Raw genomic sequence first — 26474 nt, 5'->3', positions numbered from 1 at the left:
CGCCAGGACGCCCATCATCTCCAGGGGAGGACATCATATGGATACCACCAAGCTGTTCCGGCTCGACGGCCGCATCGCATTGGTCACCGGGGGTAGCCGCGGCATCGGCAAGATGATCGCCGCCGGCTTCATCGCGCAGGGCGCGAAGGTCTATATCTCCAGCCGCAAGGCGCCCGCCTGCGAAGAGACGGCGGCGGAACTCGGGCCGAACTGCATCCCGCTGCCGATGGACGTATCGACGGTCGACGGGTGCCGCGCCCTCGCCGCCGCGCTGGCGGAGCGGGAGGAGCGGCTCGACATCCTCGTCAATAACGCCGGCGCCGCCTGGGGCGTGCCGTTCGAGGAGTTTCCGGAAAGCGGCTGGGACAAGGTGATGGACCTGAACGTCAAATCGCCGTTCTTCCTGACCCAGGCGCTCCACGGCATGTTGAAAGCGGGCGCCGCGGCGCAGCGCCCCGCGAAGGTGATCAACATCACCTCGATCGACGGGCTGCGGCTCAATCCGTGGGAAACGTACAGCTATCACGCATCCAAGTCGGCGCTGATCTACCTCACCAAGCGGCTGGCCGCGCGGTTGATCCGCGACGGCATCAACGTCACCTCGATCGCGCCCGGCGCCTTCGCCAGCGAGATGAACCGCGCCGCGCGCGACCACGGCGAACAGGTCGCCAAGGCGATCCCCTCGCGCCGCATCGGCGAGATCGAGGATATGGCGGGCACCGCGATCTATCTCGCCAGCCGGGCGGGCGACTATATCGTCGGCGAGACGATCGCGGTCGACGGCGGGATTGTTAATGCCAGCCTGGGCACCAGTATCGACGCCTGACGGAAACGCAGCGGCGGCGGGCGGCCCAACGGGCATTGGCCTTTCTCCCCGGCACGGGGGATGGTCAGGTCCGTGCTAGCCCGCGTCGGCGAACCGATCCGGCAGGTAGCGCGCGATATCGATGCCGGCCGGCGGCGTATCGCCCAATAGCAACGCCGCGCCGATCGCGGCGGCGGCGGGGGCGGTCTGGATGCCGAACCCGCCCTGCCCCGCGAACCAGAAGAATCCCGGCATCATCGGGTCGGCGCCATAGACCGGCAGGCGATCGGGCGCGAACGAGCGTAACCCCGCCCAGCGCCGCTCGACCCGCGTGACGCGCCAGTCGACCACATGTTCGAAACGATCGATCGCGATCGCGACGTCGATCTCCTCGGGCGCGACATCCTGCGGATCGACACGATGTTCGTCGTGCGGGCTCAGCCACAATTTGCCGCCCGCTTCGGGTTTGAAATAGAAGGCACCCGAGATGTCAACGACGAACGGCATCCCGGCCGGCGCGGGCGGATCGGTGGCGAGTTGCACCATCGTGCGGCGATACGGCGTGATGCCGATCGCGCGCGCGCCCGCGAGTGCGGCGACCCGATCCGCCCAGGCACCGGCGGCATCCACCAGCACCTCCGCCACGAACCTGCGGCCGTCGGCGGCGGCAAGCTGCCAGGCCCCGCCGTGGCGCGCCGCGGACGCCAGCATCGCGGCGGTAACGATCGTCGCGCCGGCGCGGCGCGCGGCGGCGAGATAGTCGGCGTGCAGCCGCGCGACATCGATATAGGCGCAGGTCGGCTCGCTGACGGCGAGCGTCCAGTCACCGCGCAGCCCCGGTATCGCACCGGCAGGATCGACCGCGTCCAGCGCCACGGGCGTATCGGCGAAATCGGCCAGCAAGGCCTCGATCGCCGCCGCATCCTGCGCCCGCCCGATATGCACCGCCCCCAGCGGGTCCAGATAACCGCCGTCGCGCAATGCCGCGCCGGACGCGGTGGTCAGCGGCTGGATGCCGGGCCCGCCATAGGTTTCCGACCAGAACGCCGCCGACCGCCCGGTCGCATGATAGCCCGGCTGCGCCTCCCCCTCCAGCAGTAGCACGCGCGCGCGCGCGCCGATCGCTGCGGCGAGGCTGGCGCCGGCGATCCCCGCACCGACGATCGCGATATCGTAGCGTTCGCTCACTTCGCTGCCCGTGCATCGAGGAAGGCATCGATCGCGGAGAGCGCGCGGTCACGCACCGGATCGACCTCGCGCAGGATCTCATGCGCCGATTCGGGGCCGAACCGTTCGACCCGCGCATCGGGCAGGCGCTCCGCCACCGCGATCGCCGCATGCGGATCGACCAGCCGGTCATGGTCCGCCACCAGCATCAATACCGGGGTGTGCAACCGGGTCAGCCGGGGGTCGCGCCGCAACCGGGCGGTCCCCGCGAACGCCTGCGCGAGCCACGACCAGCTCGGCGGCCCCAGTCGCAACCCGGGCTGCGCGTCATACCACCAGCCCTCGTCCGCATAACGATCCGCGTCGGCGGTCAGCAGGGCGCGGCGATCGGGGGCGCCGGGGCGCTCATGCCCCTTCCATGCCGCCCGCGCCGGATCGCCGAGCCGTTGCATCCAGCGCGCGATCCGCCCGCCCCAGGCCGCGCCGATCGGGCTGCGCAGCCCCAGCATCGGCGCGACCAGCACCAGCGCATCGGGATCGACCACCCCCTCCAACAACGCCGCCAGCGTCAGATAGCCGCCCATCGAATGCCCCATCAGCACGCGCGGCCCGCTCGTCTCGCTGCTCCACGACCGCCAGAAGGCGGCCAGATCGGCGATCCACGGCGCAACGTCCTCGCAATGGCCGACATGCGGATCGGCGCTCAGCCGCCCCGACCCGCCCTGCCCACGCCAGTCGAAGGCGGAAACCGACCAGCCCGCATCATGCCAATGCGCGAACGCCTCCCAATATTTCTCGAAGATGTCGCCGCGACCGGTCTGGAACAGGATCGCGCCACGTCCGCCGCCGGGCCAGTCGAAACGCCGCAGCGGCCAGCCGTCAGCGGCAGGCCAGTGGCTGATGCGTGCGCCCGGCGGCAGACGCCGCCGGTCGAAGCCGCGCGACAGGGGGGCGATCGTCACCATTCGGCACGGTTACGGTTTCTCAAACCCTTCCGTCTACCTCTCGTGTCATGGGGTGGGACATTCTCGTCTGGTTGCTGCCGGTATCGCTGGCGTTGCTGCTGTTGTCGGCGGGCGTGCAGGACGCGCGCACGCGGGAGATCGGCAATGCCAAGAATGCCGCGATCGCGCTGCTCGCGCCCCTGTGGTGGGTCGCGATCGGGCTTGATCCGTGGCCCGGCATGGCCATCCAGTTGGGCGTGGCGTTGGCGGTGTTCGCGATCTTCGCGGGCGCGTTCGCGCTCGGCCAGATGGGCGGCGGCGACGTGAAGCTGATCACCGCGGTGGCGCTGTGGCTGCCGCCGTTCGCGCTGCTCGACATGTTGCTGCTGATGTCGCTGCTGGGAGGCGCGCTGACACTGCTGTTCCTGATCGAGCGCCGCTGGCGCCGGTCCGAGGGGCCGATCGAGGTGCCGTATGGCGTCGCGATCGCGCTCGCCGGGCTGCTGATGGTTCACGAACCGCTTCTTAACCACTTTCATCGATAAACGGCGCTGATTTTCAACCCTGCGCGCACGCAAGGACAATATAGATGGACAGTCGCAAGGTGATGATGCTGGTGGGCGCGCTGGTGGTGGCGGCGATCACCGCCTTTGCCGCCCGCTCGCTGATCGCAGGCGCCGCCGCGCCGCAGGCCCTGGCGGCCGCCCCCGCCCCGCTGCCGGTTGGCCCGGAAGTGCTGGTGGCGACCCGCGCGTTGCCGGTCGGCACGATCCTGGACGCGACTGCGCTTAAGTTTCAGCCGTGGCCGAAAGACCTGGTCGAGAACGCTTACTACCAGAAGGACACGACCGACATGTCGCGTCTGCTGGGCACCGTCGTGCGCCTGCCGATCACGGCCGGCCAGCCGGTGACGCAGGGCCAGCTCGTCAAGCCGGGCGACCGTGGCTTCCTCGCCGCCGCACTGGGGCCGGGCATGCGCGCGGTCACGGTGCCGGTGTCGGCGCAGACCTCGGTTGCGGGCTTCGTCTTCCCGGGCGACCATATCGACCTGATCCTGACGCAGGCGGTGTCGGGCAACGACGGCCCGCCGCTGAAGACCAGCGAGACGGTGGTGCGCAATCTGCGCGTGCTCGCGACCGACCAGCGCACCGGCGACCAGAAGGACGCCAACGGCAACACCGTCGTGCAGACCTTCTCCACCATCACGGTCGAGGCGACCCCGCGTATCGCGGAGCAGATCGCCGTCGCGCAGACGATCGGCACGCTATCGCTGTCGCTGCGCTCGATCGCCGACAATGCGTCGGAACTGGAACAGGCGATCGCGTCCGGCGCGATCACCATGGGTGACAGCAAGGATCCGGCCGCCGAAAAGGCGATGCTCACCAAGCTCGCCAGCACGCCGCAGGCCGGCAATTCCACCTATGTCGTCGGGGCGGACGTGTCCCGCTTCCAGCGCCGCAGCGTGCCGCCGATCGTCGGCGCCGCACCCACACCCGCCGGTTTCGGCGACAATCCGGGCATGGCCGCGCCAGCGGGCGCCGCACCGTCCGCCGCCAGCGGTGGTGGCGCCGTGGCGGCCCGGCCGGCGGGCGCGATCGTTCGCATCGCCCGCGGCAACAACGTGACCGAAGTTCCGGTCGGGGGGAAGAATTAAGATGCCGATCTCGTCCAACCTGACCCTGCGGTCGCTGACGGTGGCGCTGGCCGCCGCGGCGGTCGCCTCGGTCCCCGGCGCCGCGCCGGCGCAGCTGGCCACCACGGGGGCGGCAGCCGCCGCGTCGACCGGCACCGCCGCGCCGACGCTGCAGGTGTCGACCAATCGCGGCCGGCTGGTCACGCTGTCGCGACCGATGAGCGACCTGTTCCTCGCCAATCCGGACATCGCCGACGTGCAGGTCCGCTCGCCCACGCAGCTCTACGTCTTCGGCAAGAAGCCGGGCGAGACGACGCTGTCGGCGACGGCGCGCGGGGGCGCGGTGGTCTATACCGCCACGATCCGCGTCGGGAACAACTATGACTCGATCCAGCAGATGCTGGCGCTGGCGCTGCCCGAGGCGCAGATCGCCGCCACGCCGATGAACGGTCTCGTCCTGCTCACCGGCACGGTCAGCGGTCCGCAGGACGGCGCCGAGGCGGAGCGCCTGGTGCAGGCGTTCGTCGGTGCCGATACGAAGGTGCTGAGCCGCCTGCGCACCGCGACGCCGCTGCAGGTCAATCTGCAGGTCAAGTTCGCCGAGGTGAGCCGTACCTTCCTGAAGAACATCGGCAGCAACCTGCTGACGCGCGATCAGACGGGCGGGTTCCGTTTCGGGGTCGCGTCGGGCGGGACGCCGGGCACGATCACCGGCACTGGCTCGGGGACGTCGTACACCTTCAACAAGAACGAGAACACGCGTACCTCGATCGGTGCCGCCGGCCGCCTCTTCGGGCTCGACATCCTGTCGGCGATCGATCTCGGCGAGACGATGGGCCAGGTCACGACGCTGGCCAACCCGAACCTGACCGCGCTGTCGGGCGAGACGGGCACCTTCCTGGCGGGTGGCGAGATCCCGATCCCGATCAGCCAGGCGCTCGGCACGACCTCGATCGAATACAAGCAGTTCGGCGTCAGCCTCGCCTATACGCCCACGGTGCTGTCGGACGGCCGCATCTCGCTCCGGGTCCGGCCCGAAGTCTCGCAGCTCGATTACGCCAACGCCGTCGCCATCGGCAACGGGCGCGTGCCCGCGCTGACGACGCGGCGCGCGGAAACGACGGTCGAGCTTGGCTCCGGCCAGAGCTTCATGATCGCCGGGCTGATGCAGAACACCCACAACAATTCCTACGACAAGACGCCGGGCCTCGCCGACGTGCCGGTGCTGGGCGCGCTGTTCAAGTCGAACGCCTTCCAGCGCAACGAAACCGAGCTGGTGATCGTGATCACGCCGTATCTGGTGCGGCCGGTCAACGGCAACGACATCCGCCTGCCGACAGACGGCTATCGCGCGCCGGGCGACCTTGAGCGGGTGCTGGTCGGCACTCTGGACGCCGGATCGCGCGGTGCGCCACGGCCGAAGCCGACGATGCAGGTGCAGCAGCCCAATGCCGCGCCGACGATCGGCGCGCTCGCGCCGGTGCCGATGACCAGCGTCACGCCGGCGCCGGCTCCCGTCGCGCCCGCCCCGGCGCCGGTCGCCCCGCCGGCCGATCGCAAGGCGTCGCGCCATGACGATCGCAAGGGCGGCGCCCCCGCCCCAGGCTTCTCGATCCAATGATCTCGCTGAAGGTATCGCCGATGACCCTGCGTCTCCCGCTTCTGGCCGCCACCGCTTTGTCGCTGCTGCCGCTGGCCGCCTGCGGCCCCGTCAATCGCGGGGTCGAGTCGGTCAACCAGCCGGTTGTGTCGCGCACCGATTATACGGTCGACGTGCAGGTCACCCCGACCGGCCTCGCCACCGGTGAGACGCAGCGGCTGCGTGGCTGGCTCGATGCCCTGCACGCCGGCTACGGCGACACGATCTCGGTCGACGATGCCGAGACCGGCGTAGCCGCGCGCGGCGATGTCGCGGGCGTCGCGGCGCGCTACGGGCTGCTGGTCGCGGACCAGGCGCCGGTGACCGGTGCGCCCCTCGCCCCCGGCACCGCGCGGATCGTGGTCAGCCGCGCGCGCGCCGCGGTCCCGTCGTGCAACGACGGCCGCCGCAGCGTCGAGCCGGCGTTCGAGCACAACAACACCACCGATTTCGGCTGCGCGGTGAACGGCAATCTCGCCGCGATGATCGCCAATCCGACCGATCTGGTCCGCGGCGCGTCGACGGGGGAATATGATCCGCTCACCGGCACGCGCGCGATCACCTCGCTGCGCTCGGCGGCCCCGACGGGCGCCGGCGGCACCACGCTGAAGTCCGAATCGTCGGGAGGGAAGTAACGTGAACGCACCATGGAAGCCCGGCGGCCCCGCCGGCACGCGCACCCCGTTCCTCGCCTTCGCCTGCGACGATGCGTCGGTCGAGCAACTCCGCCCGATCGCGGCGGAGCTCGGCTGGCCGATCGAGAATGTCTACAAGGGCGGCCTGCGCAACGCGGTGCAGACGCTGTCGGTCTCGTCCAGCCCGCACGTGCTGTTCGTCGATCTCGCCGAATCGGGGGACCCGCTGGGCGACATCAACGGCCTTGCCGAAGTGTGCGAGCCCGGCACGATCGTGATCGCGGCGGGACAGGTCAACGACGTCCGTCTGTATCGCGATCTGCTCGCCAGCGGCATCCAGGATTATATCCTGAAGCCGTTCAGCCCGGACGTGCTGCGCGATGCCTTCGCACAGGCGCAGGCGACGCTCGTCACGCCGCGCACGGGCGATATCGGTGCGGAGCGCCCGCATTGCGCCACCGCGGTGATCGGCGCGCGCGGCGGTGTCGGCGCCTCGACGATCGCGACGTCGCTCGCCTGGCTGATCAGCGAGCGCGGCCACCGCTCGACCGCGTTGCTCGACCTTGATGTGCATTTCGGCACGGGTGCGCTGGCGCTCGATCTCGAACCCGGTCGTGGCCTGACCGACGCGATCGAGAATCCCAGCCGCATCGACGGTTTGTTCATCGAACGCGCGATGGTGCGCGCGTCCGAGCGGTTGAGCGTCCTGTCGGCGGAAGCGCCGATCGGATCGCCGATCATCACCGACGGCGCCGCTTATTATCAGTTGCAGGAGGAGATGCGCTCCGCGTTCGAGTGCACGGTGGTCGATCTGCCGCGCAATATGCTGGTCCAGCACCCGCATCTGGTGTCCGAGATCGCACAGGTGGTGCTGGTCGCGGAACTGACGCTGGCCGCCGCGCGCGATACGATCCGGCTGCTGTCGTGGCTGCGCGCCAACGTGCCGCAGGCGACCGTCACGGTCCTCATCAACCGGATGCATTCCGGGCCGCAGCTCGAAATCTCGCGCAAGGATTTCGAGGGCTCGATCGAACGGGCGGTCGATCTCGTCATCCCGTTCGACCAGAAGCTCGCCGCGCAGGCCGCCAAGCTGGGCAAGCCGATGGCGGAGACCGGCAAGGCCTCGAAGACAATGGCGCCGCTCAACGATCTGTCGGACCGGTTGCTCAGTGCCACCGACGATAGCGCCGACGACGTGGCCGGGCCGGGCAAGCGCGGGGCATCGCTGCTGTCGCGCTTCTCCACGCTGAAGGGGCGGGTCGGAAAGAAGAAGCCGGCCACCGCCAAGTAATGATGCTGGGACGCTGACACCATGCCGCTGCTGCCGCTGCTCCTGATTGCGCTCGGGGCGTTTCTGACGCTGGGCATGCTCGTCTTCGCCTTTGCCGGCCCGTCCGCGCAGAAAGCGGGCTCGCGCCGGCTGGCGACCGTGCGCGAACGCCATCTGCCGTCCGAGACGAACGTCATCGAGGCGCAGATGCGTCGCATCACGGGTCGTGATTCGACACGTGCCGACCGTGCGGCGATGCGGCTGCTGCCGAATGTCGCGCAATTGCAGAAGCGCCTGTCGATGACGGGCAAGCCGTGGACGGTTGGCCAATATGGCTTCGCCACGCTGGGCGTCGCGCTCTTCGTCATGCTGGCCCTGCTGATCAAGGGGCTGCCGCTGCTGCTGGCGCTGTTCCTGGGCCTGATGCTGGGCGGCGCGCTGCCGCATCTCGTGGTCGGTTTCTTCATCAAGCGCCGGATCAATCAGTTCACCGCCAAATTCCCCGACGCGATCGAGCTGCTGGTGCGCGGCCTTCGTTCTGGTCTGCCGATTTCGGAGACGATGCAGGTCGTCGGTGCCGAGGTATCGGGCCCGGTGGGCGAGGAGTTCCGTTCGGTATCCGACAAGATGAAGATCGGCCGGACGATGGACGTGGCGCTGCAGGAAACCGCCGACCGGCTGGGCACGCCAGAATTCCAGTTCTTCGTCATCACGATCGCCATCCAGCGCGAAACCGGCGGCAATCTGGCCGAAACGCTCCAGAACCTGGCCACCGTGTTGCGTCAGCGGTCGCAAATGAAGCTGAAGATCAAGGCGATGTCGTCCGAATCGAAAGCGTCGGCCTATATTGTCGGCTCGCTGCCGTTCATCGTCTTCGGACTGATCTACACGATCAATCCGCCGTATATGGCGGGCTTTTTCAGTGACACCCGCCTGATGGTGATCGGTGCCGGCGGCTTTACCTGGATGGGGATCGGCGCCTTCATCATGTCCAAGATGGTCAGCTTCGAGATTTGATGATGGAACCCGCCACCCCCACCGTCATGGGCATCGACATCATCACGCTGGCGACGATGCTGTCCGGCATCGCCGCGGCGGCGATCTTCATCGCGATCTGGTCGGCGCTCGGCGTGCGCGATCCGATGGCGCGCCGCGTCAAGGCGCTCAACGAGCGTCGCGAGCAGTTGAAGGCGGGGATCACCGCCTCGACCAGCAAGCGCCGCGCGAAACTGGTGCACAAGAACGCCACCGCTGACCGTATCCGCAACCTGCTGTCGTCGCTGCGCGTGTTGCAGGACGAACAGGTGAAGGTCGCGCAGCGCAAGTTGCTGCAGGCGGGCATCCGCAAAAAGGATTGGGCCGTCGCGGTCATCTTCGGCCGGCTGATCCTGCCGATCGTGTTCGGCGGCATCATGATCGTCTATGTCTATGTGCTGGATACCTTCCCCGACTGGAGCGCGTTCAAGCGCTATGCACTGGTCGCGGCGACGTTGATCCTGGCGTACAAGGCGCCCGATCTGTACCTGAAGAACAAGATCAGCAAACGCAGCGATGCGATCCGCAAGGGGCTGCCCGACGCGCTCGACCTGCTGGTGATCTGCGCGGAGGCGGGCCTGACCGTCGATGCCGCCTTCCATCGCGTGTCGCGCGAACTGGGCAAGGCCTATCCCGAACTCGGCGAGGAATTCGCGCTGACCGCGATCGAACTGGGCTTTCTGACCGACCGTCGGCAGGCGTTCGAGAACCTTGCCACGCGCGTCGACCTCGATGCGGTGAAGGGCGTCGTCACCACGATGATCCAGACCGAGAAATACGGCACGCCGCTCGCCAGCGCGCTGCGCGTCCTGTCGGCGGAATTCCGCAACGAGCGGATGATGCGCGCCGAGGAAAAGGCCGCGCGGCTGCCCGCGATCATGACGGTGCCGTTGATCCTGTTCATCCTGCCGGTGCTGTTCGTCGTCATCCTCGGCCCGGCGGCCTGCTCGATCAACGACAGCTTCATTCAGAACGGGCCGAAGTAACGCCCGGCGCGTGGCCGCTGGAACAGCCGCATCCCGCTGTCGTTGACACAGCGTAACAGGAGGGATGCGATGCTGTTTACCACCCCAACGCAATATATCGCGCTCGCGGTCGCGCTGGTCGCTGGCTGGCTGTTCGGGCTGGCCAGCCATCCCGGCGGGAAGAAGTGGAAGGCGCGCTATGCCGCCGAACGCGACGCGCATGCCGCCGCGAACAAGCGTATCGCCGAACTTGAGGCAGAGAACACGCGCCTCACCCGCGAACGCCCCGTGGTCGCGGAGCGGCCGGTGGTGGCCGATCATGTGGTGCGCGAGGATCGCATGATCACCGGCGACCGCGTGGTGCGCGACGACGGCGTCACCCCCCGTTCCTCTGCCGCGCCCGCGTTTCGCGACGATCGTATCTGATCCCGTCGCACTCCCACCGCACCGGGGCCTGACCCGGCGCGCGCCTTATGGGGCGACCGGGCCGCAGCACGAGGCGCGCCTGGCCTGATCGACCATAGCGAAGCGCGCGCGATCGTCCACCAGGATGCGGATCAGCGCGATGCCATGGCCGCCGGGCACCAGCACCGCCGTCGTCCCCGGCGGCGCGGTCTGGCCGTCGCGGATCAGCACGATCCGTATCGGTGCGCCCTGTGACTCGACATTGTTGCGCACGAACGCGACATCGGTGCGCGCATCAAACACCGACAGCGACCAGTAACGCGCCGGCACCGGGGCGGCCGTCACCGTCACCGGGCCGTTCGACAGATCGAAGACACAGGTCGAATAAGCCAGGTCGGGGCTGGGCCGCACCACCGCGCGCGATGCGCTGTCCGCCAGCGGCCCGTGCGCCATCTGATTGACGCCACCCATCTTCCCGAGCCGCTTCTCCGCCGCGCTCATCAACACATAGGGGGTACGCCGTAGCGTTGCCTGCCATGCGATCGCTGCGACGATCAACCCCAGCAGCAACGGCCAGCGCCATGCCTGGATGGTGGTCCGGATCATGCGCCCTCCTCCCCCGTGCAGGCTTCGCGCCGGATGCTCGGCAATTGATCGCGCGCCGGGCTGGTCCGCCCCGCATTGTCGGGCAGATAGGTGCGCAGCGTCAGATCGAAATGCTCCTGCCCCGCGGTCGGCAGCCAGTGCCCCGGCTGCCGATCGGGTGCCACCAGCACCGTCCAGCGCGCCTGCTCCGCCGGCGGCAGGATCGCGCTGCCGACCGAATAAGGCCCCGGTCCCGTCAGATAGCCCGCGGGATCATACAGCGTCAGACTCCACCAGCGGGCGGGCAAGGTGCCACCGATCACCCGATAGCGGCAGCGTCCTTCCAGCCGTCGCCCCGCATCATCCGTGGTGGCGGTGTAATAACGCGCCTCGCGGGCGGGCAGAGCGAGCAGGCCGCGCAGCGCCACCACCGCGCGGGTCCGTGCGCTCTGGTCGGTGGTGCCCAGATCGGTGCCGCTGACCCACGGCCCGATCGCCACGCCCGATCCCAGCGCACCCGCGCGGACCTGCCATGTCGCCACACCGACGCCGAGGATCAGCCCCAGCGCGATACAAACCAGATACCGCGCCCAGGGCTTCATATCCGCTCCCTTGTCCTATGCCGGACGGGCCTTCAGCGCTGCCTGCGCCGCGGCCAGCCGTGCGATCGGCACACGGTAAGGCGAGGCGGAGACGTAATCCAGCCCCACCGTTTCACAGAAAGCGATCGATGCGGGATCGCCGCCATGCTCGCCGCAGATGCCCAGCTTGATCGCCGGGCGGGTCGCGCGGCCGCGCTCGGCGGCGAGGCTGACCAATTCGCCCACGCCCTCCACGTCCAGGCTGACGAACGGATCCTTGGCATAGATGCCCTTGCCGACATAGGCGCCCAGGAAGCGCGCCGCATCGTCGCGGCTGACGCCCAGCGTCGTCTGCGTCAGGTCGTTGGTGCCGAACGAGAAGAATTCGCCCGCCTCCGCGATCTCGCCCGCGCGCAGCGCCGCGCGCGGCAGTTCGATCATCGTGCCGACCAGATAGTCGATCGTCCGCCCGCGCTCAGCAAACACGTCCTTCGCCGCGGCATCGACCACCGCCTTCATCAGATCCAGCTCGCGCTTCGTGGCGACCAGCGGGATCATCACCTCCGGGATCGGGGCCTCGCCGCTCTTCTCCGCGACGTCGATCGCCGCCTCGAAGATGGCGCGCGCCTGCATCTCGTAGATTTCGGGATAGGTCACGCCCAGCCGGCAGCCGCGATGCCCGAGCATCGGATTGAATTCGTGCAGCTCCGCCGCGCGGCGCTTGAGCTGGTCGACCGCGACGCCGGCGGCGCTCGCCACCTCGGCGAATTCATTCTCCTCGTGCGGCAGGAATTCATGGAGCGGCGGATCGAGCAGGCGGACGGTGACCGGCAGGCCCGCCATCACCTCGAAGATCGCGGTGAAATCGGCGCGCTGTTCGGGCAACAGCTTGTCCAGCGCGGCGCGGCGCCCGGCTTCGTCCTCCGCCAGGATCATCTGGCGCACCGCGGTGATACGCGCGCCGTCGAAGAACATATGCTCGGTACGGCACAGACCGACCCCCTCCGCACCGAAATCGCGCGCGGTGCGGCAGTCGAGCGGGGTTTCGGCATTGGCGCGCACCTTCAACCGGCGAACGCCATCGGCCCATTCCATCAATGTGCCGAAATCGCCCGCCAGTTCGGGCTGGATCGTCGCGACCTCGCCCATCATCACCTCGCCGGTGCTGCCGTCGATCGTCAGCGTATCGCCCTCGTGCACCTCGCGCCCCGCAACGCGCGCCACCTTCGCGCGCGGGTCGATCGACAGCGTGCCCGCACCCGAAACGCACGGCCGGCCCATCCCGCGCGCGACCACCGCCGCATGGCTGGTCATCCCGCCGCGCGCGGTCAGGATGCCCTTCGCCGCATGCATGCCGTGGATATCCTCGGGGCTGGTTTCGGTGCGCACCAGGATCACCGCCTTGCCGTCCGCCGCCCAGCGTTCGGCGGTATCGGCGTCGAACACCGCCGCGCCGCTTGCCGCGCCGGGGCTCGCGGGCAGGCCCTTGGTCAGCACGTCGCGCTGCGCCTCGGGATCGAGCGTCGGATGCAGCAGCTGATCGAGCGCCTGCGGCTCGACCCGTGCGATCGCTTCCTCGCGCGTGATCAGCCCCTCGTTCGCCATCTCGACCGCGATCTTCAGCGCCGCCTTAGCGGTGCGCTTGCCCGAGCGCGTCTGCAGCATCCACAATTTGCCGCGTTCGACGGTAAACTCGATGTCCTGCATGTCGCGATAATGCGTTTCGAGCTTGTCGAACACCGCCGCCAGCTCGCCATACACCTCGGGCATCGCCTCTTCCATCGAGGCAGGCTTGGCGCCCGCTTCCTCGCGCGCGATCTTCGTCAGATATTGCGGCGTGCGAATGCCCGCCACGACATCCTCGCCCTGCGCGTTGATCAGAAACTCGCCGTAATAAGCACGATCGCCCTTCGACGGGTCGCGCGTGAAGGCGACCCCGGTGGCGCTGGTGTCGCCCATATTGCCGAACACCATCGCCTGCACGTTGACCGCGGTGCCCCAGTCGCCCGGAATGTCGTTCAACCGGCGATACACCTTGGCGCGTTCCGACTGCCACGATCCGAACACCGCGCCGATCGCGCCCCACAATTGATCGTGCACGTCCTGCGGAAAGGGCTTGCCCCATTCCGCCGCGACCAGCTTCTTGTATTCGGCGACCAGCTGCCGCCAGTCGTCGGCGGACAATTCGGTATCGAGCGTATAGCCGCGATCCTCCTTGGCGATCTCCAGCGCCTCTTCGAACGCGCCGTGATCCAGCTCCAGCACCACGTCCGAATACATCTGGATAAAGCGGCGATAGCTGTCCCAGGCGAAACGCTCGTCGCCGCTTGCCGCCGCCAGCCCCTCGACCGTCGCATCGTTGAGGCCGAGGTTCAGGACCGTGTCCATCATGCCCGGCATCGACACCCGCGCGCCCGAACGTACCGATACCAGCAGCGGATCCGCCGCGTCACCGAAGCGCTTGCCGGTGATGCCTTCGATATGCGCGATCCCCGCGGCCACTTCGGCCTTCAGCGAGTCGGGAAAGCGCTCGCCTTCCTCGTAATAGCGCGTGCACATCGCGGTGGAGATGGTGAAACCTGGCGGCACCGGCAGATCGATCGACGCCATTTCCGCGAGGTTCGCGCCCTTGCCGCCGAGCAGGTTCTTGTCGCCCTTGCCGCCGTCGGATACGCCCCCGCCGAACCGATATACGTAGCGCGCCGCGTTGCTCGCCTCGACCGCCGTCGCCATCGTCACGTCTCCTGTCCTATGTCCGCGCGCGTGCGCTGTTTGTGCGCTGCAACACACGCTCGCGCAGGGGAATGCAACAGGATTCTGCGGAGCGGTGGGACAGCTTTTCTTGACTATCCTTCGATCCGCGAAAAGTCCGCGACGCCGTGTACCGCCGCGCGTACCCGCGCCAGCAGGGCCAGCCGCGCGGCCCGCTTCGCGGGATCCGCATCGTTGACCGTCACGTCATCGAAGAATGTATCGATCGGCGCCCGCAACGTCGCCAGCGCGGCCATCGCCGCCGCGAAATCCTCGCGCGCGATCGCCGCCCCCGCCGCCGGCTCCGCCGCATCGAGCGCGGCGATCAGCGCGGCCTCGGCGGGTTCGACATCCCCGTCGGGGCCGCGAAGACGGGAATCGTCGCCGGCGGACGACGGCGCCGGATCGACAGAGCCCCGCGCCCCTGCCTGCGCAGGCGCGACGGCGTAATTCTCCTTCTTCAGGATATTCGCCGCGCGCTTGTACCCCGCGAGCAGGTTCGCGCCATCATCAGTGCCGACGAACGCCTGCAACGCCCGCACCCGCGCCAGCAGGCGGACGAGATCATCCTCGCCCCCGAGCGCGAACACCGCATCGATCAGATCGTGCCGGACGCCGGCCTCGCGTTGCTGCACCTTCAGCCGGTCGGCGAAGAAGTCCAGCAGGGCGGCGGGGACGCGATAACGCAGGCCGTTTTCGGTGATCAGGCGGATCGCCCCCAACGCGGAACGGCGCAGCGCGAACGGATCCTTCGATCCGGTCGGTGCCTGCCCGATCGCGAAGAATTGCTCGAGACTGTCCAGCTTGTCCGCCAGCGACACCGCGACCGTCACCGGATCGGTCGGCACGTCATCGCCCTGCCCGACCGGCTTGTAGTGATCGCGGATCGCATTCGCGACCGTTTCGTCCTCGCCCTGCGCGGCGGCGTAATAGCCGCCCATCAGGCCCTGCAATTCGGGGAACTCGCCGACCATGCCGGTGACGAGATCCGCCTTCGCCGGCCGCGCGGCGCGTTCCGCCTGATCGGCCAGTTGCGCGCGTTCCGTCGCTGGACCCCGGCCTTCGTCGGGATGACGGTTCAGATTCGCAACGTCGAGGCTTGCGCCACCAACGATCCCCTCCTCCACCAGCCACCGCGCCAGCTTCGCGACCCGGTCCACCTTGTCGGCGACGGTGCCGAGCTTCTCGTGGAACACGATCCGGTCCAGCTTCGTCGCCTGTTCCGCCAGCGGCACTTTCAGATCGGTGTCGTAGAAGAAACGCGCATCGCTCAACCGCGCGGCAAGCACCTTGCGATTGCCCTCGACGATCATCGCACCGCCGTCGACCGCATCCACATTGGCGGTGCAGACGAAGGCGTTCGCCAGCCGTCCATCGGCGTCACGACACACGAAATACTTCTGGTTCACGCGCGCGGTGAGCTGGATCACCTCGGGCGGCACCGACAGGAAATCGGCGTCGAACCGCCCCAGCAGCGGCACCGGCCATTCGGTCAGCCCCGCATTTTCCGCGAGCAGCCCTTCATCGCGCACCAGCGTCAGCCCGGCCTTCGACGCCGCCATCGTCGCGCCCAGCGCGATGATCGACTGGCGCTCGTCCTGGTCGACGATCACGTGGCAGGCGCGCAGCTTCTCGACATAATCCGCCGCCGAACCGATCGTGATCGCGCCGGGATGGTGGAAACGATGCCCCACCGTCGTCGCGCCCGCGTCGATCCCCGCGATCGAACAGGGCACGATCGCCTCGCCAAACAAGGCGACGATCCCCTGTAGCGGGCGCACCCAGCGGAGCGACTCGGTCGATTGCGACGCCGAGCCCCAGCGCATCGACTTCGGCCACGGAAAGGCGCGGATCACCGCCGGGATCGCCTCCGCCAGCACGTCGATCGTGGCGCGGCCCGGCCGCTCGCTGATCGCGAACAATATGCCGTCGCGCTCGACCAGTTGCTCGCGCGTCAATCCGGTCTTGCGCAGGAAGCCTTCCAGCGCCTGCGGCGGCGCGCCCGCCTTCGGGCCCTTCACTTCCTCGCTGACCGCCTCGGTCGCGTCGGGCAGGTCACGCGCGATCAGCGTCAGGCGGCGCGGGGTGGCATAGGTGGTCAGCCCCCCGGCCCGCAGCCCCGCGCGTTCCAACTCGGCCCCGAACAGCCGCGCCAGATCCTCGCGCGCCTTCGCCTGCATCCGGGCGGGAATCTCCTCCGAGCGGAGTTCGAGCAGAAAGTCGGTCATGCCGCCCATCCGTTCTTTTCCATATACGCCTGGCAGCTCGCCTTCGCGAGATCGCGGACACGGCCGATATAGGCCTGTCGCTCCGCGACCGAGATCACCCCGCGCGCCTGCAACAGGTTGAACGTGTGGCTGGCCTTGATCGCCTGTTCATAAGCGGGGATCGGCAGTTTCGCGGCGAGGCAATTCTCGCATTCGGCGGCGTGCTTGCGGAACTGGTCGAACAACGTATCGGTATCCGCCACCTCGAAATTCCACGCGCTCATTTGGCGCTCGTTCTCCAGGAACACGTCTCCATAGGTGACGCCGGCGTCGTTGAACGCCAGATCGTAGATCGAATCCTTGTTCTGGATATACATCGCCAGCCGTTCGAGCCCGTAGGTCAGCTCGCCCGCGACCGGCTTCATGTCGAACCCGCCCATCTGCTGGAAATAGGTGAATTGCGTCACCTCCATCCCGTCGCACCACACTTCCCAACCGAGGCCCCAGGCCCCCAGCGTCGGGCTTTCCCAGTCATCCTCGACGAAGCGGATGTCGTGGCGCGAAAAATCGATCCCGATCGCCTGCAACGATCCCAGATACAATTCCTGCAGGTCCGGCGGGCTGGGCTTCAGGATCACCTGATACTGATAATAATGCTGCAGCCGATTGGGATTTTCCCCGTACCGGCCATCGGTGGGGCGGCGGCATGGCTGGACGAAGGCGGCGTTCCAGGCATCCGGGCCAAGCGCGCGCAGCGTGGTCGCGGTGTGGAAGGTGCCGGCGCCCATCTCCATGTCATAGGGTTGCAGGATGACGCATCCGCGCTCCGACCAATATTGGTGAAGCCGCAGGATCATCGACTGGAAAGAGAGGGGCTGGTCGGTCACGGCGGAGACGTGTGGCGGAAGCGTCGACGGGAATCAACGGGGCCATCATCCCAGGCGCGGAAGCCTGCGCGACGACAGGATATTTTAACGACTGCGCGTCACGCCGCGACTGTCATCCGCTAGGAAACTGCCGCATGAACCGCCCGATGAAAATCGCCACCTCCGCGCTTGCCCTGCTGCTCGCGCTGCCCGCCTGCGCGCAGCAACCCGCCCCGCCCGCCGGCGCCACGCAAGACGCCGATCCGGCCTTGTGGGTGGTGAAGGACGCCGACACGACCATCTATCTGTTCGGCACGATCCACGTTCTGCGCCCCGGCATGTCGTGGTTCGACGAGGCGGTGAAGCAGGCGTTCGACCGATCGCAGACCTTGGTGCTGGAGATGGTCGAGCCCGACACCGCGACGCAGCAACGCGTGGTGGCAGCCAAGGCGTTCGCCGCCGCCGGCACCCCGCTGACGCAGGCACTGCCCGCGAATTACCGGCCCGCCTTCGCCAAGGCGATGGGCGAAGCCGGCGTCCCCGCCGCCGCCTATGACCGGATGCGACCGTGGTTCGCAGCGGTCACGATCTCGCTGCTGCCGGTGCAGAAACTGGGCTACGATCCCGCCAACGGCCCCGAAAAGGTGCTGACCGATGCGGCGCGCGCCGCCGGCAAGACGGTGGAGGGGCTGGAAACGTTCGACGGACAGCTCGGCATCTTCGATCGCATTTCCCCGCCGGCCCAGCTGCAATTGCTCGAAAGCACGCTCGACGAACTGCCCAAGGCCGGCGCGACGTTCAAGCGGCTGGTGGACGCCTGGGCGAAGGGCAATCCCGATGGCGTCGCGGTGGAGATGAACGACTCGCTGAAGGATTCACCCGAGATCGCGCAGGCATTGCTCGTCCGCCGCAACGAAATGTGGGCCGGCTGGATCGCCAATCGCATGAAGCGCCCCGGCACGGTGTTCGTCGCGGTGGGCGCTGGGCATCTGGCCGGGCCGGAAAGCGTGCAGACGAAGCTGGCAGCCTATAAGCTGCAGGCGGCGCGGGTGAGATACTGACGCCTGGCGTACAGGTGCGTGGGATGCGCCGCCCCCCCACACCACCGCCTTGCTTTTTCCGCGCCACCCCGCTAAGCGCGCCGGCTTCCCGTCATGGTCATCCCTGGAGGCGTGTCGGGAAACGATATCACCGTTTTTCGGAGCATGACATGAGCGACACCATTACGCTCGCAGCCGAGACGCGTGACCGGGTTGGCAAGGGAGCCTCCCGTGCACTGCGTCGCGACGGCCGCGTCCCCGCCGTGATCTACGGCCAGAACAAGGAACCGTCCTCGATCCACCTCGAGGAGAAGGCGCTGGTCAAGGCGCTGATGACCGGTCACTTCATGAACTCGGTCATCATGGTCGGCGGCCAGCGCACGCTGGCGAAGGACGTCGCCTTCCACCCGGTCACCGATCGCCCGACGCATGTCGACTTCCTGCGCATCGCGGCGCACGAGGCCGTCACCGTGCCGGTGCCGGTCGTGGTCGTCGACGAGGAGGAATCGCCCGGCGTGAAGAAGGGCGGCGTGCTGACGCTGGTCGCGACCGAGCTGGAGCTGACGGTCGACGCGGCAAACATTCCGTCGGAAATCACCGTGTCGGTGAAGGGCAAGGACGTCGGCGACACGATCCACATCGGCGATGTGCGCGTGCCCAAGGGGGCGACGCTGGTGATCGAGGATCCGGATTACACCGTCGCCACGATCGTCGCCCCGTCGGCGATGCTCGCCGAGGCGCAGGAGCAGGCAGCCGAGGAAGCCGCGCTGGCGGAGGCCGCTTCGGCCGATGCCGCCGAGGCTGCGGCGGCTGAGGCTGCGGCGGCCGAGGAAGCCGAAGAAGCCGAGGACAAGGGCGAGTAATCGTCCGCCTTGCCGGAACGGACAGGGTTTCGGGGCAGGGTTTTTCCGGGGGGCAGGGCAGCGGCGACGCTCCCCTGCCCCTTCGCTTTCGAAAGGGATGCGCGATGCAATTGTGGGTCGGCCTCGGCAATCCGGGCGCGCAATATGCGATGCATCGCCACAATGTCGGCTTCATGGCGATCGATGCGATCGCGGAAGTCCATGGCTTCGCGCCCCCCGCCAAGAAATTCCAGGGCTGGCTGCAGGAAGGGCGGATCGGCGGCGCGAAGGTGCTGTTGCTGAAACCAGCGACGTTCATGAACGACAGCGGTCGGTCGGTCGGCGAGGCGATGCGTTTCTACAAGCTCGCGCCGGAAGCGCTGACCGTATTCCACGACGAACTCGATCTCGCCGCGATGAAGGTGAAGGTGAAACAGGGCGGCGGCACCGCCGGGCACAACGGCCTGCGCTCGATCGACCAGCATCTTGGCCCCGATTTCCGTCGTGTGCGGCTGGGCATCGGCCATCCCGGCCACAAGGACCGGGTCACCGGCCATGTCCTCGGCAATTACGCCAAGGCGGAGATCGAACCGCTATCCGACCTGCTTGGCGCGATCGCGGCGGAAGCCGACCGGCTTGCCGAGGGTGACGACGTCCGCTTCATGAACGATGTCGCTCTGCGGCTGGGGTAGGATCGGCTCTGACAGACGATGCCCGGCAATTATGCTACGGCTATGATACACGCGACAGACATGGAGTCCCGTCTGCGTAACGATGCGACCTTCGCCCCGCCCCTCATGACGTGTGACTGAATTCCCCGAACGGACCCTTCCATGCCCACCCGCCAGCTGTTCCCGACCCATTTCTACGAGGCGCCCCTCGACGCGCCCGAGCTGATCGCGGAGCTGGAGGATTCGTGCCTGGCGCTGGCGCAGGATGATGACGGCGGCCGACGCTGGTCGCGCACGCATGGCTATCGTGGCTATACCAGCTACGCCTCGCTCAACGATCTGCCCCGGCGCGATCCCGCCTTCGCCGATCTCAAGCGGCATCTCGATCGCCACGTCGCCGCCTTCGCGCGCGATGTCGGCATGGATCTGGGGGGGCACAAGCTGAAGCTCGACAGCCTGTGGGTCAATGTGATGAAAGCCGGCGGCACGCATTCGGGGCATCTGCACCCGCACAGCGTGGTGTCCGGCACCGTCTATATCGCGGTGCCCGACGGATCGGGCGCCTTGAAGCTGGAGGATCCGCGGCTGCCGATGCTGATGGCCGCCCCGGCGCGCGACGGCACGTTCGTCTATGCCGAGCCCCGACCGGGCACGATATTTCTGTGGGAAAGCTGGCTGCGTCACGAAGTGATGCGCAACGCCGCCAAGGCCGACCGCATCAGCATCAGCTTCAATTACCGGTGGTGACCGCGTCGCTCCGGCCCCCGTCCCTCTGGCGCTCGCGCGCCCTCGCCCCCATCTGGAAGACTTCATGAACGTATCGCATCTCCCCCCGGCGCTGGCACAGGCGCTCGAAACACGCGGCTATGCCGATCTCACCCCGGTTCAAGCCGAGGTGACCGCGGAGGCCGCGCACGGGCGCGACCTGCTCGTCTCGGCGCAGACCGGCTCCGGCAAGACCGTCGCCTTCGGCCTTGCCATGGCCGAGCAGCTAATGCCCGAGGGCGCGCTGCCCACCGCCGCCGCACCGCTCGCGCTGGTCATCGCCCCGACGCGCGAACTGGCGTTGCAGGTCGCCAAGGAACTGACCTGGCTGTACGCCGATGCGCGCATCGCCACCTGCGTCGGCGGGATGGACGCCAGCCGCGAGCGGCGCGCGCTGTCGCATGGCGCGCATATCGTCGTCGGCACGCCGGGCCGGCTGCGCGACCATGCCGAGCGCGGCGCGCTCAACCTCGCGCACATCCGCGCCGCCGTCCTCGACGAAGCCGACGAAATGCTCGACATGGGCTTTCGCGACGATCTTGAGGCGCTGCTGGATCAAACCCCCGCCGAACGGCGCACGCTGCTGTTCTCCGCGACCTTGCCCAAGCCGATCGTTTCGCTGGCCAAGACCTATCAGCGCGACGCGCTGCGCATCTCGACGGTCGGCGAACAGCGCGGCCATGGCGACATCACCTATCGCGCGGTGACGGTGTCGCCATCGGATTTCGAACATGCCGTCATCAACCTGCTGCGCTTCTACGAGGCGGAGACGGCGATCCTGTTCTGCGCCACGCGCGACAATGTACGTCACCTGCATGCCGGGCTGGTCGAGCGCGGTTTCGCCGCGGTGGCATTGTCGGGCGAGCATTCGCAGAACGAGCGCAACCATGCGCTGCAGGCGCTGCGCGACCGGCGTGCGCGCGTCTGCGTCGCGACTGACGTGGCGGCGCGCGGCATCGACCTGCCGACGCTGAGCCTGGTGGTGCACGTCGAACTGCCGCGCGATGCGGAGGTGCTGCAGCACCGATCCGGGCGCACCGGACGCGCCGGCAAGAAGGGCACCGCGGTGCTGCTGGTGCCCTATCCGCGCCGCCGCCGCGTCGAGTCGATGCTCAAGGGCGCGCGCATCGCCGCCGAATGGGGCGAGGTGCCGAGCGCCGAGATGATCCGCGCCAAGGATCGCGAGCGGCTGCTGGAGCGGCTGCTCGCGCCGGTCGAGGTCGACGAGGATGATCGCGCGCTGGCGGTCGAATTGCTGGCGCAACGCACCCCGGAGGAGATCGCCGCCGCGCTGGTCGCCGCGCAGCGCGCCAGCCTGCCCGCGCCCGAGGAACTGAGCGAGCGCGGCCCGCCCGAGCGGCAGAAGGCGCATCGCGACGGTTTCGACGATATCGTATGGTTCCGCATGAACATCGGCCGGCGGCAGAACGCCGATCCGCGCTGGGTGCTGCCGCTGCTGTGCCGCCGCGGCCATGTCACCAAGGCGGAGATCGGCGCGATTCGCATCGGCGCGGTCGAGACGCAATTCCAGATCCCGCGCGCGTTGGCGGGGCGGTTCGCCGCCGCGGTGCGCGCGACCGCCAATGCCGATGGCGAGGATGAGAGCGGGGTGAAGATCGAGGCGCTTGATAGGGCCCCGCCGATGCGCGCCGGCCCTTCGCCGCAGCGCCGCCCGCATATGCCGCGCGCGACCCACGCGCCGCGCGGGCCGCGCCAGCGGCGCTGATCCCGCGCGGCGATATCGTGGCGGCGGCGCGACGGGACCGGATCGTCTCGGCGCTGCTGGTCATGATCATGCATGCCGCCGGATTGTGGTGGCTGTTGCAGGTCGCCGCGCCGCTGCCGGATCATCCGGCGGTCGATCGCGGCATGGCGACCTTCGACGTCGCCCCGCCCGAGGCGCCGCCGATCAATCATCGCGCGGCCCCGACCACACCGAAGCGGGCACCTGCCGCGATCAAGGCACCGCAATCGCCAGCGCGTCCCGCACGCCGCGCGTCACCATTGCCGGTCGAAGCGCCGCCGGCGATCGTGCCGATCCCGCTCGTCACCCTGCCCGCCGCACCGCTGGTCGGGGCGGGCCTGCAGATGGCGAGCGGCGCCACCGACGCCGGCACGGGCACCGGCGGTGCCGCGGGGCGTGGCGACGGCGGAGGCTCTGGCGGGGGGACGGCTGCGCGGCTGCTCGACGGCACGATCCGGGCGCGCGATTACCCGAAACAGGCACGCAGGGACGGGATCGAGGGAGTGGTCACGGTCGGCTTTACCGTCGGCCGTGACGGTCGCGCGCGCGCATGCCGCGTGCTGCGGTCGAGCGGCAGCGCGCTGCTCGATACCACCACCTGCGCATTGATCGAGCGCCGCTATCGATACGCCCCGGCACGCGACGCCGCGGGCAATCCGGTGGCGGAAGAACGCGGGTGGCAGCAACGCTGGTGGATCGAGCGCGGGAATTAGGTTGCCCTAGGGCGCCTGACAGCAAAAGCCCGGAGCGCCTCACCGAAGAGACGTCCGGGCCCTGAACCACGCCGGAAATGGCGGTGCGCCGGGAGGGGGAGCGATCCCCCTCCCGCCCGGGCCTTACAGCCCGACGACGCCGCCGTCGTTCTTCGTGATCACGATCGTGGCCGAGCGCGGGCGCCCAGCGCCGGTGCCGGTCGCCTGGCTCTGCGGCCAATTCGAAGTGATGTTGCTCGCGGAGCCGTCTTCACCTGGATGCTGGATGTTGACGAAGATCGAGCGACCATCGGCGGTGGAGGTGATGCCGGTGATCTCGCACTCCTTCGGACCGACCAGGAAGCGCTTCAGCTTCGCGCCCGGCGCCGCGCCGATCCGCGTCGTCACCGTGCTGGTGGCGCCGTTCAGCGTGTTGTTGACGACACGCGTGCCACCGTCACCGACACGCCCCGGCATGCCGATCAGCATCATGCAGTTCGTCACGTCGGTATAGGCGCCGTCGTCGGTTTCCATGAACAGCAGCGGGGACGCCTGGCCACCGGCGTTGGTCGACAGCCCGAACCACAGCCCGTCCGGCGACGAGAAGTCGTTGGTGGCGTCGAGCGACGACAGGTTGATGTTGGTCGGATCGAGGTCAGCCCCGGCACCGAAGGCGTAGATGTCCCAAGTGAACGTGGTCGCCTCGGTGGTGTCGCCGGTTTCGCGCAGGCGGATGACATGGCCGTTGACGTTGCCGGTGCCCGCCGAGCGACCGTCGGTCTTCGGATCGACATACGCGCGCGGGTTGGCCGCATCGGTGCGCGCCGGGGTGCGCGAGGAATTGTTGGTCAGCGTGCAATACATCTCGCCGTTGACCGGATTGACCGCGGTCCATTCCGGACGGTCCATCGGGGTCGCGCCGAGCACGTCGGCGGCGAGTCGCGCGTTGATCAGCACATCGGCCTGATCCGCGAAGGCATAGGTGGTGTTGCTGCTGGTCAGGCCGTTCTGCCCGAACACCAGCGGCAGCCACTGGCCGCTGCCATCGGCATTGAACTTGGCGACGTACAGCGTGCCCTGGTCGAGATATTTGTCGCCGGTCGCGAGGCGGTTGGTGGCGGTGGCATCGGCCGCCGACCAGGCCGTGTTGGAGACGAACTTGTAGATATATTCGTTCTGCGCGTCGTCGCCCATGTAGAATGCGGGCTTCACCCCCGCGACGACCCGCCCCGCCATGCAGCCTTCGTGGTTCATGCGGCCCAGCGCGGTGCGCTTGCGCGGCGTGGCGGTGGGATCATAGGGATCGATCTCGACCACCCAGCCATATTGGAACGGTTCGTTACGGAAGTCGGCCGACCCGTCCGCCGCCAGCCCGGTGCGCGCGGTGGCATTCCACTTCGCATAGATCGTGCTGCTGCTGCTGGCAGGCGTCACGGTCGTCCAGTTGTAATTGCCGGCGCGCCCTTCGGGGATGCCGTAGCGCGACAGCGAGACGTTCTGCTTCGCCTGGCCGGCGGCGGTGCGCACCGCCGCATCGCCGGTGTCGCGACGGAAATAGCCCGCCCAATTCTCTTCGCAGGTCAGATAGGTGTTCCACGGCATCGCGCCGTTGGCGCAATTGTTGATCGTGCCGCGGCCGGCGGTGCCGTCGGTCGAGTAAGCGGTGCGCAGCTGCGTCGATCCCTTCGCCGGCCCGTAGATCGCCATCGGGGTGTTCGGGGTGATGCGGCGGTTCAGCGCGCTGGTCGCGACATAGCTCCACGCGCCGGTATTGCCCGCGCGGGTGATCTCGATCGCCGACACACCGTGCGCCTCGATCTCCTTGATCGCCTCCGCCTCGGGACGCGCACCGTTGACGGTGGTGGGGCCGTTGGGGTGCAGATAGGCGCGCGTGATATTCTCGTGGTTCAGCACCAGCATGCCGCGCGTGTTGTTGGTCAGGTCGGGCGTGCTGCCGCTGGCGGCGAGCCCGAAATAGCTCATGCCGTCGTGGTGATCGCCCGCGCGCTGCGCGAAATTGGTGTCGGTGCCGTCGTTGGCATAGGCCGCGACCCCGGACGCGATCGGATCGCCCAGCCGGTACAGCACGGTGACGGTATAGTCGGACGGTACGGTGACCACGTCGTTCTTGTTCTTCGGCACCGCGGTGAACGCGAGGGTCGCCGGGCTGACGACCACCGTCGAACGCTCGCTGCTGGCGCCGCCGCTGCCGGTGGCGGTGAACTGCAGCACGATATTGGTCGTCGTCGTCACGTTCGGCGCGACAAAGCTGACCGAGGTGCCGCTGGTGGTCAGCGCCACCGTCGGGCCGCTGACCTGCGACCAGCTGGTGGAGGTGGCGTTGCTGCTCGCGGTGGAGGTCAGCGTCACCACGCGGCCACCCTGCGTCTGCACGGTGGTGCCGTCGCTGACGGTGATCACCTCATCCTTGTCGTCGTCGCTGCACCCGGTCAGCATCGCGCCACCGAACACCGCGGTGGTCATCGCGCTCATCCCGCCCATCAGCTGACGTCGCGACAGGCGCTCGGCGATCATGTCGCTGAGATGCGGCGCGGTCGACGGATTGGTGTCGATATCGCCGTCATCATAGGCGACGAGCGTGAAGGCGTCAGCGACGCACTGTTCGGTCATGAGAATCCCCCGGTACTAAATGGCGGGGCCTCTTTGCCGACAGTCGGCGGCAGTACGGTTAAACCTTGGCAACATTTTTATGACGGCCGCGAGGCATGGTCGTGACACGCGCGCTTTCGTCCGCCAGGGTTGATTTCCGCCCGGATTGCGGTATGAGCCCCCCGCGCGTCGTATCGGGTTCCGGCCCGGCGGCGCACCGTCCGAGACAGCGGGTGGCATCGTCGATGCCTTAATCTCCCGCCGAGACGGGGACAGGATGATGCGATTGCCCCGGCATATGCGTGCCGCGGGTCGCCACCCCCATTCCCCATCGCTGGACATTGCCGTCACCGACGCGAGTCGGCGGCGGTTCGTACCCGGAAGGCGTCGCGTGCGGCACCTTCCCAATGTGGAGAATGGCATGGATCGTAGTCAGAAGACCGCGGCCGTCGCCGAGCTGAACGAAAACTTCTCGAAGGTCGGCGTGGTGGTAGTCACCCGCAACCTGGGGATGACGGTGGCGCAGTCAACCGACCTGCGCAACCGGATGCGGGATGCCGGCGCGACCTACAAGGTCTCGAAGAACAAGCTTGCCAGGATCGCGCTCGACGGCACCGACTAT

24 protein-coding genes are annotated in these 26474 nt (G+C 68.2%); 16 read left to right on the top strand and 8 right to left on the bottom strand.

Annotation, left to right across the window (positions count from 1 at the left end; genetic code table 11):
- Positions 1–37 precede the first annotated feature (37 nt).
- The gene (locus ACFDSW_RS01935) at positions 38–826 is read left to right on the top strand and encodes an SDR family oxidoreductase (protein ID WP_375248585.1); all 789 of its coding nucleotides are present in this window, start codon (positions 38–40) and stop codon (positions 824–826) included.
- A 75-nt stretch (positions 827–901) separates the two neighbouring features.
- Here the strand turns inward: ACFDSW_RS01935 and ACFDSW_RS01930 are convergent, their stop codons facing one another.
- Both ACFDSW_RS01930 and ACFDSW_RS01925 read right to left on the bottom strand, forming a co-directional pair.
- On the bottom strand, positions 902–1993 hold the full coding sequence (locus ACFDSW_RS01930) for an NAD(P)/FAD-dependent oxidoreductase (protein ID WP_375248584.1): 1092 nt from the start codon (positions 1991–1993) through the stop codon (positions 902–904).
- A complete protein-coding gene (locus ACFDSW_RS01925; RefSeq protein ID WP_375248583.1) occupies positions 1990–2937 on the bottom strand; it encodes an alpha/beta fold hydrolase in 948 nt (315 codons plus the stop codon). Before ACFDSW_RS01925 ends, ACFDSW_RS01930 begins: the two co-directional genes overlap by 4 nt.
- 47 nt (positions 2938–2984) lie before the next feature.
- Here ACFDSW_RS01925 and ACFDSW_RS01920 point away from each other — a divergent pair, with 47 nt between their 5' ends.
- The 8 genes from ACFDSW_RS01920 to ACFDSW_RS01885 all read left to right on the top strand — a co-directional run bounded on the left by ACFDSW_RS01920 (position 2985) and on the right by ACFDSW_RS01885 (position 10519).
- Positions 2985–3461 carry a prepilin peptidase gene (locus tag ACFDSW_RS01920; protein WP_375248582.1) on the top strand — a complete coding sequence of 159 codons (477 nt, stop codon included), beginning with the start codon at positions 2985–2987 and terminating at the stop codon, positions 3459–3461.
- Positions 3462–3505: 44 nt separating this feature from the next.
- Positions 3506–4570 carry a Flp pilus assembly protein CpaB gene (gene cpaB, locus ACFDSW_RS01915; protein WP_375248581.1) on the top strand — a complete coding sequence of 355 codons (1065 nt, stop codon included), beginning with the start codon at positions 3506–3508 and terminating at the stop codon, positions 4568–4570.
- A gap of 1 nt (position 4571) precedes the next feature.
- On the top strand, positions 4572–6170 hold the full coding sequence (locus ACFDSW_RS01910) for a type II and III secretion system protein family protein (protein ID WP_375248580.1): 1599 nt from the start codon (positions 4572–4574) through the stop codon (positions 6168–6170).
- 20 nt (positions 6171–6190) lie between these two features.
- On the top strand, positions 6191–6823 hold the full coding sequence (locus ACFDSW_RS01905; RefSeq protein WP_375248579.1) for a CpaD family pilus assembly lipoprotein: 633 nt from the start codon (positions 6191–6193) through the stop codon (positions 6821–6823).
- A gap of 1 nt (position 6824) precedes the next feature.
- Positions 6825–8114 carry a pilus assembly protein CpaE gene (locus ACFDSW_RS01900; protein WP_375248578.1) on the top strand — a complete coding sequence of 430 codons (1290 nt, stop codon included), beginning with the start codon at positions 6825–6827 and terminating at the stop codon, positions 8112–8114.
- A 21-nt stretch (positions 8115–8135) separates the two neighbouring features.
- Positions 8136–9110: a type II secretion system F family protein gene (locus ACFDSW_RS01895; RefSeq protein WP_375248577.1), complete on the top strand. Its 975-nt coding sequence runs from the start codon at positions 8136–8138 to the stop codon at positions 9108–9110.
- 2 nt (positions 9111–9112) lie between these two features.
- Entirely contained in the window at positions 9113–10114 is a 1002-nt protein-coding gene (locus ACFDSW_RS01890; protein WP_375248600.1) for a type II secretion system F family protein, read from the top strand.
- 69 nt (positions 10115–10183) lie between these two features.
- A complete protein-coding gene (locus tag ACFDSW_RS01885; RefSeq protein ID WP_375248576.1) occupies positions 10184–10519 on the top strand; it encodes a hypothetical protein in 336 nt (111 codons plus the stop codon).
- A 45-nt stretch (positions 10520–10564) separates the two neighbouring features.
- On the opposite strand, the gene ACFDSW_RS01880 is transcribed toward ACFDSW_RS01885, so the two are convergent.
- The 5 genes from ACFDSW_RS01880 to ACFDSW_RS01860 form a co-directional block, all read right to left on the bottom strand.
- Positions 10565–11104, bottom strand: coding sequence for a DUF1254 domain-containing protein (locus tag ACFDSW_RS01880; protein WP_375248575.1), 540 nt, complete (start codon positions 11102–11104; stop codon positions 10565–10567).
- Entirely contained in the window at positions 11101–11685 is a 585-nt protein-coding gene (locus ACFDSW_RS01875) for a DUF1214 domain-containing protein (RefSeq protein ID WP_375248574.1), read from the bottom strand. The genes ACFDSW_RS01880 and ACFDSW_RS01875 overlap by 4 nt, the downstream gene beginning before the upstream one ends.
- Positions 11686–11700: 15 nt before the next feature.
- Positions 11701–14397, bottom strand: a complete 2697-nt coding sequence (ppdK, locus tag ACFDSW_RS01870) for a pyruvate, phosphate dikinase (protein ID WP_375248573.1) — start codon at positions 14395–14397, stop codon at positions 11701–11703.
- 113 nt (positions 14398–14510) lie between these two features.
- Entirely contained in the window at positions 14511–16643 is a 2133-nt protein-coding gene (gene glyS / locus ACFDSW_RS01865; protein WP_375248572.1) for a glycine--tRNA ligase subunit beta, read from the bottom strand.
- Positions 16640–17479 (bottom strand): glycine--tRNA ligase subunit alpha, encoded by an 840-nt coding sequence (locus ACFDSW_RS01860; RefSeq protein WP_375248599.1) that lies wholly within the window; start codon positions 17477–17479, stop codon positions 16640–16642. Before ACFDSW_RS01860 ends, glyS begins: the two co-directional genes overlap by 4 nt.
- Before the next feature lie 164 nt (positions 17480–17643).
- On the opposite strand from ACFDSW_RS01860, the gene ACFDSW_RS01855 reads away from it, so the two are divergent.
- The 6 genes from ACFDSW_RS01855 (at position 17644) to ACFDSW_RS01830 (ending at position 23263) form a co-directional block, all read left to right on the top strand.
- Positions 17644–18549 carry a TraB/GumN family protein gene (locus ACFDSW_RS01855; RefSeq protein WP_375248571.1) on the top strand — a complete coding sequence of 302 codons (906 nt, stop codon included), beginning with the start codon at positions 17644–17646 and terminating at the stop codon, positions 18547–18549.
- 149 nt (positions 18550–18698) lie between these two features.
- On the top strand, positions 18699–19391 hold the full coding sequence (locus ACFDSW_RS01850; protein ID WP_375248570.1) for a 50S ribosomal protein L25/general stress protein Ctc: 693 nt from the start codon (positions 18699–18701) through the stop codon (positions 19389–19391).
- A gap of 104 nt (positions 19392–19495) precedes the next feature.
- The gene (pth, locus tag ACFDSW_RS01845; RefSeq protein ID WP_375248569.1) at positions 19496–20062 is read left to right on the top strand and encodes an aminoacyl-tRNA hydrolase; all 567 of its coding nucleotides are present in this window, start codon (positions 19496–19498) and stop codon (positions 20060–20062) included.
- Between the two features lie 141 nt (positions 20063–20203).
- Positions 20204–20788: a TIGR02466 family protein gene (locus ACFDSW_RS01840; RefSeq protein ID WP_375248568.1), complete on the top strand. Its 585-nt coding sequence runs from the start codon at positions 20204–20206 to the stop codon at positions 20786–20788.
- A gap of 64 nt (positions 20789–20852) precedes the next feature.
- Positions 20853–22532 (top strand): DEAD/DEAH box helicase, encoded by a 1680-nt coding sequence (locus ACFDSW_RS01835; RefSeq protein ID WP_375248567.1) that lies wholly within the window; start codon positions 20853–20855, stop codon positions 22530–22532.
- Between the two features lie 17 nt (positions 22533–22549).
- Positions 22550–23263 (top strand): TonB family protein, encoded by a 714-nt coding sequence (locus tag ACFDSW_RS01830; protein ID WP_375248566.1) that lies wholly within the window; start codon positions 22550–22552, stop codon positions 23261–23263.
- Between the two features lie 123 nt (positions 23264–23386).
- Here the strand turns inward: ACFDSW_RS01830 and ACFDSW_RS01825 are convergent, their stop codons facing one another.
- Complete coding sequence (locus ACFDSW_RS01825) at positions 23387–25873, bottom strand: alkaline phosphatase PhoX (protein WP_375248565.1); 2487 nt, start codon at positions 25871–25873, stop codon at positions 23387–23389.
- A 400-nt stretch (positions 25874–26273) separates the two neighbouring features.
- Here ACFDSW_RS01825 and rplJ point away from each other — a divergent pair.
- The coding region (gene rplJ, locus ACFDSW_RS01820) for a 50S ribosomal protein L10 (protein ID WP_375248564.1) at positions 26274–26474 on the top strand (201 nt) is incomplete at its 3' end.

This window comes from Sphingomonas sp., assembly GCF_042091075.1.
Classification (GTDB): Bacteria; Pseudomonadota; Alphaproteobacteria; order Sphingomonadales; family Sphingomonadaceae; genus Sphingomonas.
Note: the sequence above shows the minus strand (reverse complement) of the source record. Positions and strands in the feature narration are given on the sequence as shown.

Bases quoted from the DNA above. Each gene is read 5' to 3' on its own strand.
- ACFDSW_RS01890 (WP_375248600.1), top strand. From the start codon at position 9,113: ATGGAACCCGCCACCCCCACCGTCATGGGCATCGACATCATCACGCTG.
- pth (WP_375248569.1), top strand. From the start codon at position 19,496: ATGCAATTGTGGGTCGGCCTCGGCAATCCGGGCGCGCAATATGCGATG.
- ACFDSW_RS01850 (WP_375248570.1), top strand. From the start codon at position 18,699: ATGAGCGACACCATTACGCTCGCAGCCGAGACGCGTGACCGGGTTGGC.
- glyS (WP_375248572.1), bottom strand. From the start codon at position 16,643: ATGACCGACTTTCTGCTCGAACTCCGCTCGGAGGAGATTCCCGCCCGG.
- ACFDSW_RS01825 (WP_375248565.1), bottom strand. From the start codon at position 25,873: ATGACCGAACAGTGCGTCGCTGACGCCTTCACGCTCGTCGCCTATGAT.
- cpaB (WP_375248581.1), top strand. From the start codon at position 3,506: ATGGACAGTCGCAAGGTGATGATGCTGGTGGGCGCGCTGGTGGTGGCG.
- ACFDSW_RS01885 (WP_375248576.1), top strand. From the start codon at position 10,184: ATGCTGTTTACCACCCCAACGCAATATATCGCGCTCGCGGTCGCGCTG.
- ACFDSW_RS01895 (WP_375248577.1), top strand. From the start codon at position 8,136: ATGCCGCTGCTGCCGCTGCTCCTGATTGCGCTCGGGGCGTTTCTGACG.
- ACFDSW_RS01875 (WP_375248574.1), bottom strand. From the start codon at position 11,685: ATGAAGCCCTGGGCGCGGTATCTGGTTTGTATCGCGCTGGGGCTGATC.
- ACFDSW_RS01935 (WP_375248585.1), top strand. From the start codon at position 38: ATGGATACCACCAAGCTGTTCCGGCTCGACGGCCGCATCGCATTGGTC.
- ACFDSW_RS01860 (WP_375248599.1), bottom strand. From the start codon at position 17,479: ATGATCCTGCGGCTTCACCAATATTGGTCGGAGCGCGGATGCGTCATC.
- ACFDSW_RS01905 (WP_375248579.1), top strand. From the start codon at position 6,191: ATGACCCTGCGTCTCCCGCTTCTGGCCGCCACCGCTTTGTCGCTGCTG.
- ACFDSW_RS01855 (WP_375248571.1), top strand. From the start codon at position 17,644: ATGAACCGCCCGATGAAAATCGCCACCTCCGCGCTTGCCCTGCTGCTC.
- ACFDSW_RS01910 (WP_375248580.1), top strand. From the start codon at position 4,572: ATGCCGATCTCGTCCAACCTGACCCTGCGGTCGCTGACGGTGGCGCTG.
- ppdK (WP_375248573.1), bottom strand. From the start codon at position 14,397: ATGGCGACGGCGGTCGAGGCGAGCAACGCGGCGCGCTACGTATATCGG.
- ACFDSW_RS01925 (WP_375248583.1), bottom strand. From the start codon at position 2,937: ATGGTGACGATCGCCCCCCTGTCGCGCGGCTTCGACCGGCGGCGTCTG.
- ACFDSW_RS01835 (WP_375248567.1), top strand. From the start codon at position 20,853: ATGAACGTATCGCATCTCCCCCCGGCGCTGGCACAGGCGCTCGAAACA.
- ACFDSW_RS01840 (WP_375248568.1), top strand. From the start codon at position 20,204: ATGCCCACCCGCCAGCTGTTCCCGACCCATTTCTACGAGGCGCCCCTC.
- ACFDSW_RS01920 (WP_375248582.1), top strand. From the start codon at position 2,985: ATGGGGTGGGACATTCTCGTCTGGTTGCTGCCGGTATCGCTGGCGTTG.
- ACFDSW_RS01880 (WP_375248575.1), bottom strand. From the start codon at position 11,104: ATGATCCGGACCACCATCCAGGCATGGCGCTGGCCGTTGCTGCTGGGG.